Source organism: Nostocoides japonicum T1-X7, from assembly GCF_001046855.1.
GTDB classification, from domain to species: domain Bacteria; phylum Actinomycetota; class Actinomycetes; order Actinomycetales; family Dermatophilaceae; genus Nostocoides; species Nostocoides japonicum.
Genome location: NZ_HF570958.1, coordinates 3,595,218 through 3,609,834, shown reverse-complemented (window position 1 = coordinate 3,609,834; position 14,617 = coordinate 3,595,218). Strand labels below are relative to the sequence as shown.

At 70.8% G+C, this 14,617-nt stretch carries 13 protein-coding genes; 5 read left to right on the top strand and 8 right to left on the bottom strand.

All coding sequences use genetic code 11. The features are described 5' to 3' along the window. The first annotated feature begins 577 nt into the window (after window positions 1-577). The 3 genes from BN12_RS16340 (at window position 578) to BN12_RS16330 (ending at window position 2,642) form a co-directional block, all read left to right on the top strand. A complete protein-coding gene (locus BN12_RS16340; RefSeq protein ID WP_048554123.1) occupies window positions 578-781 on the top strand; it encodes a hypothetical protein in 204 nt (67 codons plus the stop codon). A 226-nt stretch (window positions 782-1,007) separates the two neighbouring features. Next, entirely contained in the window at window positions 1,008-1,631 is a 624-nt protein-coding gene (locus BN12_RS16335; RefSeq protein ID WP_048554117.1) for a DUF47 domain-containing protein, read from the top strand. Between the two features lie 6 nt (window positions 1,632-1,637). Beyond that, on the top strand, window positions 1,638-2,642 hold the full coding sequence (locus BN12_RS16330) for an inorganic phosphate transporter (protein ID WP_048554115.1): 1,005 nt from the start codon (window positions 1,638-1,640) through the stop codon (window positions 2,640-2,642). 81 nt (window positions 2,643-2,723) lie between these two features. Here the strand turns inward: BN12_RS16330 and pstB are convergent, their stop codons facing one another. From pstB to BN12_RS16290, 8 genes are all read right to left on the bottom strand, one after another. After that, complete coding sequence (gene pstB, locus BN12_RS16325; RefSeq protein ID WP_048554113.1) at window positions 2,724-3,500, bottom strand: phosphate ABC transporter ATP-binding protein PstB; 777 nt, start codon at window positions 3,498-3,500, stop codon at window positions 2,724-2,726. A 41-nt stretch (window positions 3,501-3,541) separates the two neighbouring features. Beyond that, entirely contained in the window at window positions 3,542-4,471 is a 930-nt protein-coding gene (gene pstA, locus BN12_RS16320; protein WP_048554112.1) for a phosphate ABC transporter permease PstA, read from the bottom strand. Beyond that, complete coding sequence (pstC, locus tag BN12_RS16315; protein ID WP_048554110.1) at window positions 4,468-5,475, bottom strand: phosphate ABC transporter permease subunit PstC; 1,008 nt, start codon at window positions 5,473-5,475, stop codon at window positions 4,468-4,470. The genes pstA and pstC overlap by 4 nt, the downstream gene beginning before the upstream one ends. 27 nt (window positions 5,476-5,502) lie before the next feature. Further along, window positions 5,503-6,624: a phosphate ABC transporter substrate-binding protein PstS gene (gene pstS / locus BN12_RS16310; RefSeq protein ID WP_048554108.1), complete on the bottom strand. Its 1,122-nt coding sequence runs from the start codon at window positions 6,622-6,624 to the stop codon at window positions 5,503-5,505. Window positions 6,625-7,019: 395 nt separating this feature from the next. Further along, the gene (locus tag BN12_RS16305; protein WP_048554106.1) at window positions 7,020-7,955 is read right to left on the bottom strand and encodes an NUDIX hydrolase; all 936 of its coding nucleotides are present in this window, start codon (window positions 7,953-7,955) and stop codon (window positions 7,020-7,022) included. A gap of 16 nt (window positions 7,956-7,971) precedes the next feature. Beyond that, on the bottom strand, window positions 7,972-10,260 hold the full coding sequence (locus tag BN12_RS16300; RefSeq protein ID WP_048554104.1) for an RNA degradosome polyphosphate kinase: 2,289 nt from the start codon (window positions 10,258-10,260) through the stop codon (window positions 7,972-7,974). Continuing rightward, complete coding sequence (gene mshD / locus BN12_RS26220; RefSeq protein WP_053080060.1) at window positions 10,257-11,672, bottom strand: mycothiol synthase; 1,416 nt, start codon at window positions 11,670-11,672, stop codon at window positions 10,257-10,259. Before mshD ends, BN12_RS16300 begins: the two co-directional genes overlap by 4 nt. Window positions 11,673-12,417: 745 nt before the next feature. Further along, window positions 12,418-13,119 (bottom strand): response regulator transcription factor, encoded by a 702-nt coding sequence (locus BN12_RS16290; RefSeq protein WP_048554102.1) that lies wholly within the window; start codon window positions 13,117-13,119, stop codon window positions 12,418-12,420. A 21-nt stretch (window positions 13,120-13,140) separates the two neighbouring features. Here BN12_RS16290 and BN12_RS16285 point away from each other — a divergent pair, with 21 nt between their 5' ends. Continuing rightward, a complete protein-coding gene (locus BN12_RS16285) occupies window positions 13,141-13,413 on the top strand; it encodes a MoaD/ThiS family protein (protein ID WP_048554100.1) in 273 nt (90 codons plus the stop codon). Window positions 13,414-13,429: 16 nt separating this feature from the next. Next, a complete protein-coding gene (locus BN12_RS16280; protein ID WP_157635531.1) occupies window positions 13,430-14,290 on the top strand; it encodes a hypothetical protein in 861 nt (286 codons plus the stop codon). Window positions 14,291-14,617 lie beyond the last annotated feature (327 nt).

The following is a 14,617-nucleotide window of genomic DNA, read 5'->3' as shown; positions in this document are numbered from 1 at the left end:
GCCGGACGGTCACCCTCTCGCCCGCGCCGGCCGGTCACTCTCTCGCCTGCGCCGGCCGGTCACTCTCTCGCCTGCGCCGGACGGTCGCTCTCCGGCGCTGCGCGGCCGATTGCAGACGCCGCTGGGGCGCGACGTGCGCTCCCGACCCGACATCCACGAATGACCCGTCGCGAGCCCGACGGGAGTCGACACGGCTTCCCGGCCGGCCCCGCGGCCGCCCGCATCCCGCCGGACGTTCCGCAGCCGTCCGGTACGGCGTTCCGGGCGGCTCCGCGCGACGTCTCGGACGGGCCTGCGGGGTCGTAGCAGGAGGCCCGGCGCGGCGCGGCGGGGTCGTTCCGCGAGCCGTTCCGGGGCGGCTCCCGAGGGCGGCTGCCGAGGGCGGCTGCCGACGGCTCGACAGGGGGTTCGGCGTGTCGCTGGGTGGACGGACCCGTCCGAAGGACGAGCATCGCGGGTGGCAATCGGGCGCATCCCGGCATACGGTTTAAAGGCAACATCCGTGCTTGTTAAAGGTTTGGTAAGGAACGCTCGGCTCTGCCCCCAAGCCGCCGATTCCGTTCCTACACTCATTCCTATGACCCGCCTCGACCAGCCGAACGACCTCGTGGATGCAGCGCTCCGCGACGAGATCGTGCTGGTCGGGGACCTCGTGATCGCCGCGGCCGAGAGCGACGATCACCTCCCCCAGTCCACGATCGACCAGATCCTCGGTGTCGAGCAGCCCCGACGGGGGCGGCTCACAGCGGTGGCCTCCCGTTCCTCCCGCCACCGCACCTGACCGCTTCCGCACTACCCCGCCTCAGCCTCCCCCCAGGCTCCTCGCGGAAGCGGTCATCGGGCCCGCTGTGCCACTCCCCCCACCAGGCACAGCGGGCCCCTTCATGTCCGGGCTGAGGCGTCGGTGATGGGATCGTGTCCGGGAGACGACGACACGCGAGGTGTCGTCACCTTCGCGCGGTAGGTTGACCCCGCATGCCCCTGTCCCCTTCCCGGAAGAGACCGCCGTGGGCTTTCGCCTCACCCCGCAGGACACGAGCTTCTACGACCTGTTCGCAGAGTCGGCGAAGTACCTCGTGGCGGGCGCCGAGCAGCTGACCGCCGTGCTCGGGACCGATCCCGAGGAGCGCAAGGCCGTCGTCAAGCGCATGTACGAGATCGAGCACGAGGCCGACGAGGCGACCCACGCCATCATCCGCAGGGTGAACCAGTCGTTCATCACCCCCTTCGACCGCGAGGACATCCACGATCTCGCCGTCGCCATCGACGACTGCGTCGACCACATGGACGCCGCCGCCGACCTCATCGGCCTGTACCGCATCGACGACATGCTGCCCCGGGTCAGCAAGCAGGTCGAGGTCCTCTGCCGGATGGCCGAGCTGACCGCCGAAGCGATGCCCCGGCTGCGCTCGATGAAGGACCTGTCGACGTACTGGATCGAGATCAACCGCCTCGAGAACCAGGCGGACAAGGCATACCGTCGCCTCCTCGCGGAGCTGTTCAACGGCCCGGACCCCGACGCCATCATGGTGATGAAGCACAAGGAGGTCATCGACGAGCTCGAGGCAGCCGCCGACGCGTTCGAGAAGGTGGCACACAAGGTCGAGAGCATCGCGGTCAAGGAGTCCTGACCGCAGATGGAGTCGGCCAGCCTGACGGGGGTCATCCTTGTCATCGTCCTTGCAATGGGCTTCAACTACACCAACGGCTTCCACGACTCGGCCAACGCCATCGCGACCTCGGTCTCCACGCGGGCGCTCACTCCGCGCATCGCGCTGCTCATGGCCGCCGTCGCCAACCTCTTCGGCGCCTTCTTCGGCACGAACGTCGCGGCGACCGTCGGCAAGGGCATCATCGAGGCGCCGACCGGCAGCAGTGGCCTCGTGCTGTGCGCGGGCGCCCTCGTCGGAGCGATCGGCTGGAACCTGCTGACGTGGTGGTTCGGCCTTCCGTCGTCGTCCTCGCACGCCCTCATCGGAGGCCTCGTCGGCGCCGCTCTCGTCGCCGGCGCCGACGTCAAGTGGGACGGCGTCATCGACAAGGTCCTCATCCCGATGGTCGTCTCGCCGGTCGCCGGCCTCATCCTGGGGTACCTCGTCATGGCGGCGATCCTGTGGATCTTCCGCCGGAGCCAGCCGGGGAAGGTGGGTCGGGGCTTCCGGTATGCGCAGACGGTCTCGGCGGCGGCGATGGCCTTCGGGCACGGTATGCAGGACGCCGCCAAGACGGCCGGCGTCGTCGTCCTCGCGCTCACGGTCGGGGGATACCACGACGCCGACTCCACTTCGATACCGATCTGGGTCCTCGTCCTGTCCGCCGTCGTCATCAGCGCCGGGACGTACTCCGGTGGCTGGCGCATCATGCGGACCCTCGGCCGCCGGATCATCCACCTCGACCCGCCCCAGGGCTTCGCGGCGGAGGTGACCTCGGCGAGCATCCTCTACATCGCGACGGCGTTCCGGGCGCCCGTGTCGACGACCCATGTCATCACCTCGGCGATCATGGGGGTCGGCGCCACCCGGTCGGTCAAGGCGGTGCGGTGGAACGTCGCGAAGAACATCGTCGGCGCCTGGATCTTCACCTTCCCCGGGGCCGGCGCCGCCGCTGCGCTCGCATACCTCGTCATCCACCTCGTCGTCTGAGAGCCCGCCGGCGGCATACCTGGAGCGGCATGCCGGTATGCGGAGCTGCCGGTCGGTGGGACCGGGCGGGCCCGGCGAGACTCAGCCGAAGCGCCCGCTGATGTAGTCCTCGGTGGCGCTCACCGTCGGGTTGCTGAAGATGGTCTGGGTGTCGTCGATCTCGACGAGGTGACCCGGTTGACCGGTGGCCTTGAGGTTGAAGAAGGCGGTGCGATCGGACACCCGGGCGGCCTGCTGCATGTTGTGCGTGACGATGACGACGGTGAACCGGTCCTTCAGCGCGTGGACGAGCTCCTCGATGGCGAGGGTCGAGATCGGGTCGAGGGCCGAGCACGGCTCGTCCATGAGGAGGACCTGCGGCTCGACGGCGATGGCCCGAGCGATGCACAGGCGCTGCTGTTGGCCGCCGGAGAGCCCGGCACCCGGCTTGTTCAGGCGGTCCTTGACCTCGTTCCACAGGTTCGCCCCGCGAAGCGATCTCTCGACGACCTCGTCGAGGATCTTCGCGTTGCGCACCCCGTTGAGCTTGAGCCCGGCCGCGACGTTGTCCTTGATCGACATCGTGGGGAAGGGGTTGGGCCGCTGGAAGACCATGCCGACGGTGCGCCGGACCGCCACGGGGTCGACGGTGGGGGCGTAGAGGTCCTGGTCGTCGAGGAGGACCTTGCCCTCGACGCGTCCGCCGGGGATCACCTCGTGCATCCGGTTGAGGGTCCGCAGCACCGTCGACTTGCCGCACCCCGACGGACCGATGAAGGCCGTGACGGATCGTGGCTCGACGGACATCGTCACCCCCTCGACGGCCTTGAAGTCGCCGTAGAAGATGTCGAGGTCCTTGACGTCGATGCGTTTGGCCATGGCCGGTGTCGTCCTTGCGTGGTCAGGGGCGGTGGCGGGGATCAGCGCTTCACCTTCGCGAGGCGACCGACGAGCCGCCCGAGAAGGTTGATGACGAGGACGAGCAGGATGAGCGTGCACGCGGCACCCCACACCCGCTGCCCGCTGATCGGGTCGTTGATGCTGAGGAACTGGTTGTTGATGAGCGTCGGCAGCGCGGCCATCGATCCGGAGAAGAGGTTCTCGTTGAGGTAGGGGGTGTAGGCCGCGAGGAGCAGCAGGGGCGCCGTCTCGCCGGCGACCCGCGAGAACCCGAGGAGCACGCCGGTCACGATGCCCGAGAACGACGTGGGAAGGACGATGCGGACGATCGTCTTCCACTTGGGCACACCGAGGGCATACGACGCCTCCCGCAGCTCGTTCGGGACGAGCTTGAGCATCTCCTCGGTCGAGCGGGTCACGACGGGGATCATGAGCATCGCGAGGGCGAGCGAGGCGCAGGCCGGGATGATCTTGAGGCCGAACGTCGTGACCCAGGCGGCGAAGATGAACAGGGCCGCGACGATCGACGGTATGCCGGACAGGATGTCGACCATGAAGCTCACGACGCGTGCGACCCGGCCCCGGCCGTACTCGACGAGGTAGATCGCCGTGAGGATCGCGATCGGCACGGCGATGACGGTCGTGAGGAGCGACATGAGCAGCGTCCCGACGAGGGCATGGCGCATGCCGCGGACGTTCGTGTCGAACCCCGGGGGGAGAGCGCCGGACTGGTCCTTCTGCCACCACGTGGCGCTGAGCAGCACGTGGAAGCCGCGACCGAGGACGGTCCACATGATCCAGACGAGCGGGACGAGCGCGAGGAGGAATGCGGCCCAGACGAGGACCGTCGCGAGGGTGTTCTTCGCCTTCCGTCCGCCGGAGCGGCCGTCGAGGGAGACCGTCGGCCGAGGGGCCTCGGGTGCCTCCGGCGCCGCGATGTCGGTGGTCATTCCGTGAACGCCTTCCTGCGGTCGATGATGACCCGAGCGATCGCGTTGACGACGAAGGTGAGGACGAACAGGACGAGCCCCGCGGCGATGTAGGCACCGGTCGACAGCCCGCCGCTGAACTCCGAGGCGTCGCTCGCGATCTTCGAGGCGAAGGTCGCGCCGCCGTTGAAGAGCGACCACGTCCACGGGGCGCCCTGGGGCAGCCCGGACAGGATCATCATGACGGCGATGGTCTCCCCGAGCGCGCGGCCCAGGCCGAGCATCGAGGCGCTGATGACGCCCGCCTTGCCGAAGGGGAGGACCGCGGTGCGGATCATCTCCCACTTCGTCGCGCCGAGGGCATACGCGCCCTCCTTGTGGGTCGTCGGGGTCTGGTCGAAGATCTCGCGCGACAGCGCGGTGATGATCGGCAGGATCATCACCGCGAGGACGAGACCGACGAAGAAGAGCGTGCTGCCGCCGGTGATCCCGTCGACCTTGGCGAAGAGCGGGATCCAGCCGAGGACGGTGGAGACGCCGTCCTGGATGGGGGCCCACTTCCCGGCGACGATGTAGCCGCCCCACAGGCCGTAGACGATCGACGGGACGGCGGCGAGCAGGTCGATGAGGCCGGCCGCCGGCCTCGACAGCCAGCGCGGCGCGTACTGGGTGAGGAACAGCGCGATGGCCACCGAGAACGGCACGGCGACGAGGAGGGCGACGATCGACGTCGCGACGGTGGCCCACAGGAGGCCGGCGATGCCGAAGGCGAGTGTCGACCCGGTGTGCCACTGCGTCGAGGTGAAGAAGCTCGCCTGGTCGACGCGCAACGCCGGCAGCGCCTGGGCGAGCAGGAAGATGCCGACGAGGACGACGACCACGACGACGAGGAGCCCCGCGCCGACCGTCGCCCCCGCGAAGATCCGGTCACCGAGACGACCCGTCGCGGCGCCGTCGCCGGACAGCGGGTCCCGGCCGCCCGGCGACGGCGTCTCGTCGGCGACCGACGCTCCCGTGCTGCTCATCTCGGTGAGGACCGTGCGACGGGGACGTCAGGACAGGGCCGCGACGGCGGCCGTGACCTTGTCCTTGATGGAGGTCGGGAGGGGGGCCGAGCCGATGCTCGTCAGGGTGTTCTGGAAGTCGTCGCTCACGAGGTAGCTCATGAACGACTTGACCGCCTTGCCCTTCGCCGGGTCGGCGTTCTTGGAGCAGACGATCTCGTAGGTCACCAGGACGATCGGGTAGGCGCCCTCGGCCTTCGTCGAGTAGTCGATGTTGAGCGCGAGGTCGTTCCCCGTGCCCGCGATGGTCGCCGCCTCGACGGCCTTGCCGGCCGACTCGGCGGTCAGCGCGACGGGGCCGGAGCCGTTGTCGATCTGCGCCATCTTCAGCTTGTCGGTGATGGCGAAGGACCACTCGACGTAGCCGATGCCGCCCTCGGTGCTGCTGATCGCCTGCGAGACGCCGGCCGACTTCGCCTTGCCCTGGCCGACCTTGCCGCTCCAGTCCTTGGCGTGCTTCGCGGTCCAGTCGGACGGCGCGGCGGTGTTGAGGTAGTTCGTGAAGTTGTCCGTCGTGCCCGAGGAGTCGGAGCGGAAGAAGACGGAGATCGCCTCGGCCGGCAGGGTGACGCCGGGATTGAGCTTGGCGATGGCGGGGTCGTTCCACTTCGTGATCTTGCCGCTGAAGATCTGCGCGGTGACCGACGGCGTGAGGACGAGCGTGTCGACGCCCTTGACGTGGTATGCGACGGCGATGGGGCCGGTGACCATGGGCAGGTCCCAGGCGGGCGACCCGCAGGCGGCCGCGGCCTTGGCCACCTCGTCGCCATCCTTGCCCTGGGGGTTGAGCGCGGAGTCGGAGCCGGCGAAGTCGACCTGCTTGGTGATGAACGAGGTGATGCCGGCGCCCGAACCGGTGCCGTTGTAGGAGACGTCACTGCCGCAGCGCGCCTTGTACCCGGCCGTCGCCTGGGCCATCGCGTTCTGCTGAGCCGTCGAGCCGGCACCGGTGAGGTTGCCGGGAGTGCATGCGGAGCTCGAGGTCGCCGCGGCGGCGGACGTGCCCCCGCCGCCGGCCGCGTCGTCGTTGCTCGCGCTGCCGCAGGCCGCGAGGGCCATCGTGCCGGCCACCGAGAGGGCGGCGAGCTGGCTGATACGGAGAGCCTTCACAGGGGTACTACCTTCCGAGGTCAGGGTTCGTGGGCCAGGCTCGGGGCCTGACGCTCCCGAAGGTAGGGACGGCGGGTGACGAGGTGGACCGTCACCGGTGAACGCCCCGTGAACACGACGTGGACTTTCGGCAGCCGCCGGTTCACGTGAATGCGTGCACAAGCGCTCCGGCTCCGTCGCCTTCGATCCAGGGTTTCCGTGCCCCGGGACGGGGACACCCTGCACGCGGGAGGCGGCCCCGCGCGCGAGAGGCGCGGTGGCCGCGGATCGTCGCCCTGCCGGACGGGTCGGCGGCGGCCCCGCACGCGAGAGGCGCGGTGGCCCCGGATCGTCGCCCTGCCGGACGGGTCGGCCGGGGCCCGCACGCGAGAGGCGCGGTGGTCCCCGACCCCGGGTCAGGGCAGGTGGCGCTCCACGGCGACGATGCTCGGCTCGGGCGTCACGGCGAGGTGGGCGACGAGGGCCTCGCCCTTGTCCATGCCCTCCTTCGCCGCGAGGAGAAGGGTGCGGCGGGCCTCCTCGTGCGCCGGCGCGACTGTGGCGAGAGCCTCGAGGATCACCGGCAGCACCGGGCGGTGCGAGCACAGGGCGCTCATCGCCCGCAGGCGGCGGATCTCCTTGCGGGTCCGCGCCTCGGCGCCCGTCGGATCCGCCTCGAAGCCCTCCTCCGACAGCGCGCGCCGCAGCCGCATCCGGACCGAGGCGCTGATGGCATACGGCGCAAGGGTGTCCCGGCAGCGCAGCGAGGGCGAGGACACGACCCGGTCGATGGCGTAGGCCGCGAGGACCGGCACCAGCGCGTCGGACCGGCGCCGTCCGCGGGCGTCGAGCGGGCGGTCGGCGTCCCGGCCCTTCCAGTCCGACCGGGCGACGGCTTGGGCGTGCCGCACGACGGCGACGGTGCGCGTGCGCAGGACCCCCTGCTGGTCCGCGCGGACGACGGCGAGGAGCTGGTCGCGGTCACGGGCGTAGTCGAGCCGGTCGTAGGCGGTCTGGACGTCGAGCCAGGCGACCTCGTCGATCTCGTTGACGAGCCGGCCCTTGCCGCCGATGACCTCGGCCGCCCAGTAGCGGACCGACTTCGTCGCCGGCGTGCCGTCGCGCTCGAGGACGACGTACTCGGCGGTGGGCAGTGGCATACCGAGCCGGACGCGTAGGCCGGTCTCCTCGAACGTCTCCCGGACGGCCGCGACGGGCCAGTCCTCGCCGGAGTCGACCTTGCCCTTGGGCCAGGACCAGTCGTCATACCGCGGACGGTGGACGAGGGCCACCTGGAGCACGTCGTCGACGCGACGCCAGGGGATGGTGCCGGCAGCGGGGATCACGGTCATGTCGGTATGCCGGTGCCTATCGCCGGCGGGCCTTGCGGATCCGCTTGCTGTGCATCTCGATGAGCGAGCCCTGCACGTCGGCGAGCGGCTCGCCCGCCTCGTCGAGGTGCGACCGGTTCCACCGACCGTCGGAGCCGAGCCACCAGTGCTGGTAGTCCTCGCTCATCCCCCGCCGCAGGAGGGCGGTGAGGTCGTCGACGTGCCGGGGATCGGTCACCCGGACGAGCGCCTCGACGCGGCGGTCGAGGTTGCGGTGCATCATGTCGGCGCTGCCGATCCACGCCTCGGTCTCGCCCCCGTTGCCGAAGAGGAAGACGCGAGAGTGCTCGAGGAAGCGGCCGAGGATCGAGTGGACGGCGATGTTCTCGGACAGGCCGGGGACGCCGGGACGGATGGCGCAGGTGCCGCGGGCCCAGATCTGGACCTTCACGCCGGCCCGCGAGGCGCGGTAGAGGGCGTCGACGACCTCTTCGTCGACGATGGCGTTGAGCTTCATCGCCACCCAGGCGTCCTCGCCGTGCCGGGCCCGGGCCGTCTCGGCGTCGATCCGCTCGATGAGCCCGGTCCGCACGGTGCGGGGCGCGACGAGGAGCCGCTTGAACTTGCTCTTCGGGGCCTGGCCGGACAGCTGGTTGAACAGCCGGGTGAGGTCCTCGCCGACCTGCGGGTCGACGGTGAGCAGCCCGAAGTCCTCGTAGAGGCGGGCCGTCTTGGGGTTGTAGTTGCCCGTCCCGATGTGGCAGTAGCGGATGAGGCCGTCGCCCTCCTGGCGGACGACGAGGCACAGCTTGCAGTGGGTCTTCAGCCCGACGATGCCGTAGACGACGTGGACGCCGGCGGCCTCGAGCTTGCGGGCCCAGGAGATGTTGTTCTGCTCGTCGAAGCGGGCCTTGATCTCGACGACGGCGAGAACCTGTTTGCCGGCCTCGGCCGCGTCGATGAGGGCGTCGACGATGGGGGAGTCGCCACTGGTCCGGTAGAGGGTCTGCTTGATGGCGAGGACCTTCGGGTCGGTGGCGGCCTGCTCGATGAAGGCCTGCACGGACGTCGAGAAGGAGTCGTACGGGTGCTGGAGCAGGACGTCCTGGCGCCGGATGCTCGCGAGGATGTCGCCGGTCTTCGACCGCTCGATGGGTGCGAGGTCCGGGTTGCTCCGCGAGAGGAAGGGCGGGTAGTGCAGCTCCGACCGCTCGAGGTCGGCGATGACGTTGAGGGCGCGGAGGTCCAGCGGAGCGGGGAGCCGGTAGAGCTCGGAGTCGTGGACCCCGAGCTCGCGGACGAGCAGGTCCATGACGTGGTCGTCGACCGACTCCTCGACCTCGAGCCGGACGGGTGGGCCGAACCGGCGCCGGGTCAGCTCGCGCTCGAGGGCGGTGAGGAGGTTCTCCGCGTCGTCCTCCTCGACCTCGAGGTCCTCGTTGCGGGTCACGCGGAAGGTGAAGTGCTGGTGCACCTCCATCCCGGGGAACAGCTGGTCGAGGTGGGCCGCGATGACGTCCTCGAGCGGCACGAACCGGGCCTCGTGCGCGTCCGACAGCGGGTCTCCGGCCGGCTCGACCCGCACCACGAGCCGCGGCAGCAGCGGCGGCACCTTGACGCGCGCGAAGTGCTCCTTGTCGGTGCGGGGGTTGATGAGGACGACGGCGAGGTTGAGCGAGAGGCCCGAGATGTAGGGGAACGGGTGGGCCGGGTCGACCGCGAGGGGGGTGAGGACCGGGAAGATCTGGTCGGTGAACAGGTTGCCGAGGCGCTCGTGCTCGGTGTCGGACAGCTCGTCCCACCGGACGATGCTGATGCCCTCCTCCGACAGCGCCGGTCGGACGAGCTGGTGGAACACCTTCGCCTGCAGGTCGAGCAGCTCGTGGCTGACGGCGGCGATCTGGTCGAGCTGCTCGCGCGGCTCGAGGCCGGAGGCGGCCCGGACGGCGATCCCCGTCGTGATCCGGCGCTTGAGCCCGGCGACACGCACCATGAAGAACTCGTCGAGGTTGGACGTGAAGATGGCGAGGAAGCGGGCTCGCTCCAGGAGCGGCACGTTCTCGTCGGCGGCGAGCTGGAGGACCCGCTCGTTGAACTGCAGCCAGCTGATCTCGCGGTCGAGGAACCGGTCGAGAGGCAGCTCGTCGGCGTCCGGGGTCGCGGCCTCGCCGGCCCGGACGAAGCGACCGTTCGCCGCCCGCAGGGGGTGGCGCCGCTCGTCGATGAGGGCCGTCGTGTCCGTCGCGACCTCGGCGACCGTCAGCTCCTCGTCCTGCGGCGCGGTGACCGGCTCGGACCCCGCCTTCGCGGGAGCGGTGGTCGTCATGTGTCCATCCTGACAGCGTTCTCGCCCGACGCGTAGACCACGTCCACTGCGAGATCCTCGAAACCAGCATTCCGGTATGTCCGTAATGCCCGCTCGTTGTCCCCGTCGACGTAGAGGACGACACGGGCGAGTCCCTGCCGGGCGAGGTATGCCGTGCCGAGCCGGGTCAGCGGCCCCGCCAGCCCCTTGCCCTGGTATGCGGGGTCGACGCCGACGGCATACACCTCGCCGGCACCCGCCCGGGCTCCTCCCGCCGGTCGAGGTATTCGCTGACCTTCTCGTGGGCATGGGACACCTCCACCCTGATGCGGTGCCGCGTCACCGTCGGTGGAGGCTGCAGGACCGGTGGAGGGGGCATTGGCACCTGCCGGAGACCCGTCGCCGGGGGAGGCTGCCACGACGGTCGATGGGGCAGCGACAGTCGCCGTGAGGCCGTCGTCGGGGGAGGCTGCAGGATTCGCGGAGCGGGCAGTGGCACTCGCGGTAAGGCCGTCGTCGGGGGAGGCTGCAGGCCCGGCGGAGGGGGCAGCGGCACTCGCGGTAAGGCCATCGTCTGGGGAGGCTGCAGGACCGGCCGAGCGGGCAGCGGCACCTGCGGGAGACCCGTCGCCGGGGGAGGCTGCCTCGACGGCCGGCGTGTCCACCTTCGTCCAGTGGAAGGCGATGGGTGGCCCGTCCGGTGCGGACCGCGTGTCGAGGAGGTAGATGAGGCCTTCGGGGTCAAACCATGGCTCGGCCGCCCTCGCCTCGAAGTCGGCGACGGTGAGGCGGCCCTGCTCCGGGTGATCGGCGAAGGCGGCGGCGTTGAGGGCGACCCACTCGGCAGGGTCGCGGCGGTCGGCATACGTCTCGACGGACACCCACGACGGAAGCGGACCGTCGTCGGCATCCTCGTCGGCCAGCGGGCGTTCCATGACATGGAGCTCGCGGATCGCGACGAGGTCACGTGCGGCGGCGAACGCGCGGGCGGGGTCCACGTCGCCGTGCGCCCAGACACGCTGTGCGCCTGCCGTCCGGGCGGCCCGCCACAGCGTCGTGCCCAGCCCCTGCTGGCGGCTGGACGGGTCGACGACGAGTTCTGCCGAGGCGTCGGCCCACACCTGGGCGTAGCCGACCACGGGACCGGAGGGACCGGCATACGCGACGAGGTGGGTCGAGCCGGGCGACTCGAGGTGCAACCGGGAGTGCTCGGACAGCGGAGCGACGCCGTCGGCCGCGTCCGCCGCCGCGGCGAGGGCGCGCACCGCCTCGGACGTCGCGGGGTCGAGCACGGGCAGAGTGCGCAGGGGCCACCGGTCGTTCGCCGACATCCGGACATTCCACCACGGCCACCCGAGCTCGTAGCCCCGTCTCCCCCGGCTGCCCTCCGCACGTGCCGAGTTGTTGTCGTCCCGGAGCTCGTTCGACGACATCAACTCGGCACGTGCGGGGTCGGTCCGTTCGGCCGGTGCGGGGGCCTGTCCGTTCGGCCGGTGCGGGGGCCTGTCCGTTCGGCCGGTGCGGGGTCGGTCCGTTCGGCAGGTGCGGGGTTGTCGTGGTCGTCCGGGCCGGCCCGAGGGAGATGCGACGGCTGTCCGGTCGGGCGTGGCGTTGCTGGAGTCCTTGTGGGGAAGCTGGCAAGAGCTATAACGCCAACCATCTTCCCCACAAGGGTCCGTCGCGTCGCCCAGGCGCCGGAGGACCCCATCGTGGCCAGGACACCGGCTGGCCGGCCGAACACGGCCGTGTCGATTGCCCGGCCGGTGCGATCGACGACCGGACGCGCCGACAGGCGACATCTTCTCGGCCCGAGTTCTCGGTCCGTGCGGCACCCTCCTCCGCACGTGCCGAGTTGTTGTCGTCATGCGACCGGGTCAGGAGCATCAACTCGGCACATGCGGGGTTGTCGTGGTCCGCGGGCCGTTGCGACCACGGAAGGCTCACACCTGCCGTCGGGGTGTTCGGCAGGTGCGGGGTTGTCGTGGTCTGGGGGCCGTCGCGACCACGGAAGGCTCACATCTGCCGTCGGGGTGTCTGGCAGGTGCGGGGTTGTCGTGGTCTGGAGGTCGTTGCGACCACGGAAGGCTCACACCTGCCGTCGGGGTGTTCGGCAGGTGCGGGGTTGTCGTGGTCCGCGGGCGGTCTCGTCGGGACGCGACGCAGACTGCGCAGCAGAGGTCAGCCCGCGCTCACCGGCCCGTCGGCGTCGGTCTCCTCGGGTACGAAGCGGTAGCCGACGTTGCGCACCGTGCCGATGAGCAGCTCGTACTCCGCGCCGAGCTTGGCGCGCAGCCGGCGGACGTGGACGTCGACGGTGCGCGTGCCCCCGTAGTAGTCGTAGCCCCAGACCTCCTGGAGCAGCTGGGCCCGCGTGAAGACCCGGCCGGGGTGCTGCGCGAGGTACTTCAGGAGCTCGAACTCCTTGTATGTGAGGTCGAGGGTGCGCCCGTGGAGCTTCGCGGCATACGTCGCCTCGTCGATCGTCAGGTTGCCGGAGGTGATCCGCTCCTCGGCCGGCGGCATCTCGGTCTCCTTGCGCCCGAGCGCCAGGCGCAGCCGAGCCTCGAGCTCGGCCGGTCCGGCGGACTCGACGATGACGTCGTCGAGCCCCCACTCGGCCGTGACACCCGCGAGGCCCCCCTCGGTGAGCACGGCCATGAGCGGGCTGGAGATGCCTGTCGTCCGCAGGACCCGGCACAGGGAGCGGGCGACGGCCAGGTCGCGCCGGGCGTCGACGAGGACGATGTCGCCGTCCGGCGCCTCGATGAGGGCCGTCGCCTCGGCCGGCAGGATCCGGACGTCGTGGGCGAGCAGCCCGAGCGCCGGGAGCACCTCGGCGCTGGGCGCCAAGGCGTTCGTCAGCAGCAGGATGCGGGCCATCACGAGGCAGGATAGGGGGTCATGGCCTCCGACCCTGGTGAGAACCGCTCCTCGGCGACCCCGGTCACCGTTCGTTTCTGGGCCGCTGCTCGTGCCGCGGCGGGAGTGACCGAGGCCGGCGTGAGTGCTGCCACGGTCGGCGAGGCGCGCGCGGAGCTCGTGCGTCGTATCCCCGACCTCGAGCCGCTCCTGCCGCTGTGCAGCGTGCTCGTCGACGGGGTCCGGGCCGACGTCGACCATCCCCTGACGCCGGGATCGGTCATCGAGGTCCTCCCACCGTTCGCGGGCGGGTGATGGAAGCATGTCGCTCGTGCCTGACATCCCCCCGGTTCCCTCCGGGCCTCCGGACCGTCCGGCGCCTTCGCAGACCCAGTCCGCCCAGGGACGGGCCCGCGGCCCTGCCGGTATGCCGCCCCCGGAGTCGGTGCGTCGCCCGCGGGCGGTCCTGGCTACGGTCGGGTTCTCCGCGCTCCTCGCCCTCTCGGCGTATGCCGACCCGGCCCTGCTCGCGATGACCGTCGGCCTCGTCGGGCTCGTCCTCGCCTGGGGCTGGCACGACCTGCTCCGGGCACCCGTGCCGACGGTGCCGAGACTCATCACCGGGGCGCTCGCGGTCGCTGGGCCCGCCGTCGTCGCGCTGACGCCGGACGAGCCCTACCTGCGCTGGGAACCCGTCGTCGTCGCGGCCGGGCTGCTCGCGATCCTCCTGCACCAGCTCGTCCGCACCGACGGCCGACCGCGCCTCACCGAGTCGCTGGCGATCGGGGTCGGCGCCCTCGCGGTCCTCACCTGCGGCGTCCCGCTCGTCCCGCTCGTGCGGATGTACGGCGGTCCCGACGTGCTCGCCGCCACGGCGGCCGCGGTGGCACTCGCCTGCCTCGCCGATCTCCTCGTGGGGCGGCGTCGGCTCCACGCCTGGACCCTGCCCGTCGCCATGCTCCTCGGCGGCTGGGCAGCCACGGCCGCGGCATTCGTCACCGGGACGCCGCGGATCGGTCAGGCGCTGCTTCTCGGCTTCCTCGTCGGCGGGGTGAGCCACGCGATGCGCCGCCTTCTCGCCCCCCTCGCGCCGATGGCGTGGGCGCGGTCGCAGCTCGCCGCGGCATCCGCCTCGCTCCTCGTGGTCGGCGTCGTCGTCAACGTCCTCGCCCGCGTCCTCCTCACCCGCTGACCGCCCTTCGCCCGGACCGGTCGAGGTATCCGGTGATACCGCGTTCAGGGAGAGCGGATTACCTCGACTCGGCGAGAGGCGTCGGGGGTGGAGGTATGTGGTGACGTTGCCGTGGGGTCGGGTTACCTCGATTCGGCGAGAGGCGTCGGGGGTGGAGGTATGTGGTGACCGTGGGAGCGTCGCTGGTTACCTCGACTCCTGGGTGCCCTGCCCGGTCGAGGTATCTGGTGACGTTGCCGTGGGGTGGGGTTACCTCGATCCGGCGAGAGGCGTCGGCGGTAGAGGTATGTGGTGACCGTGGGAGCGTCGCTGGTTACCTCGACTCCT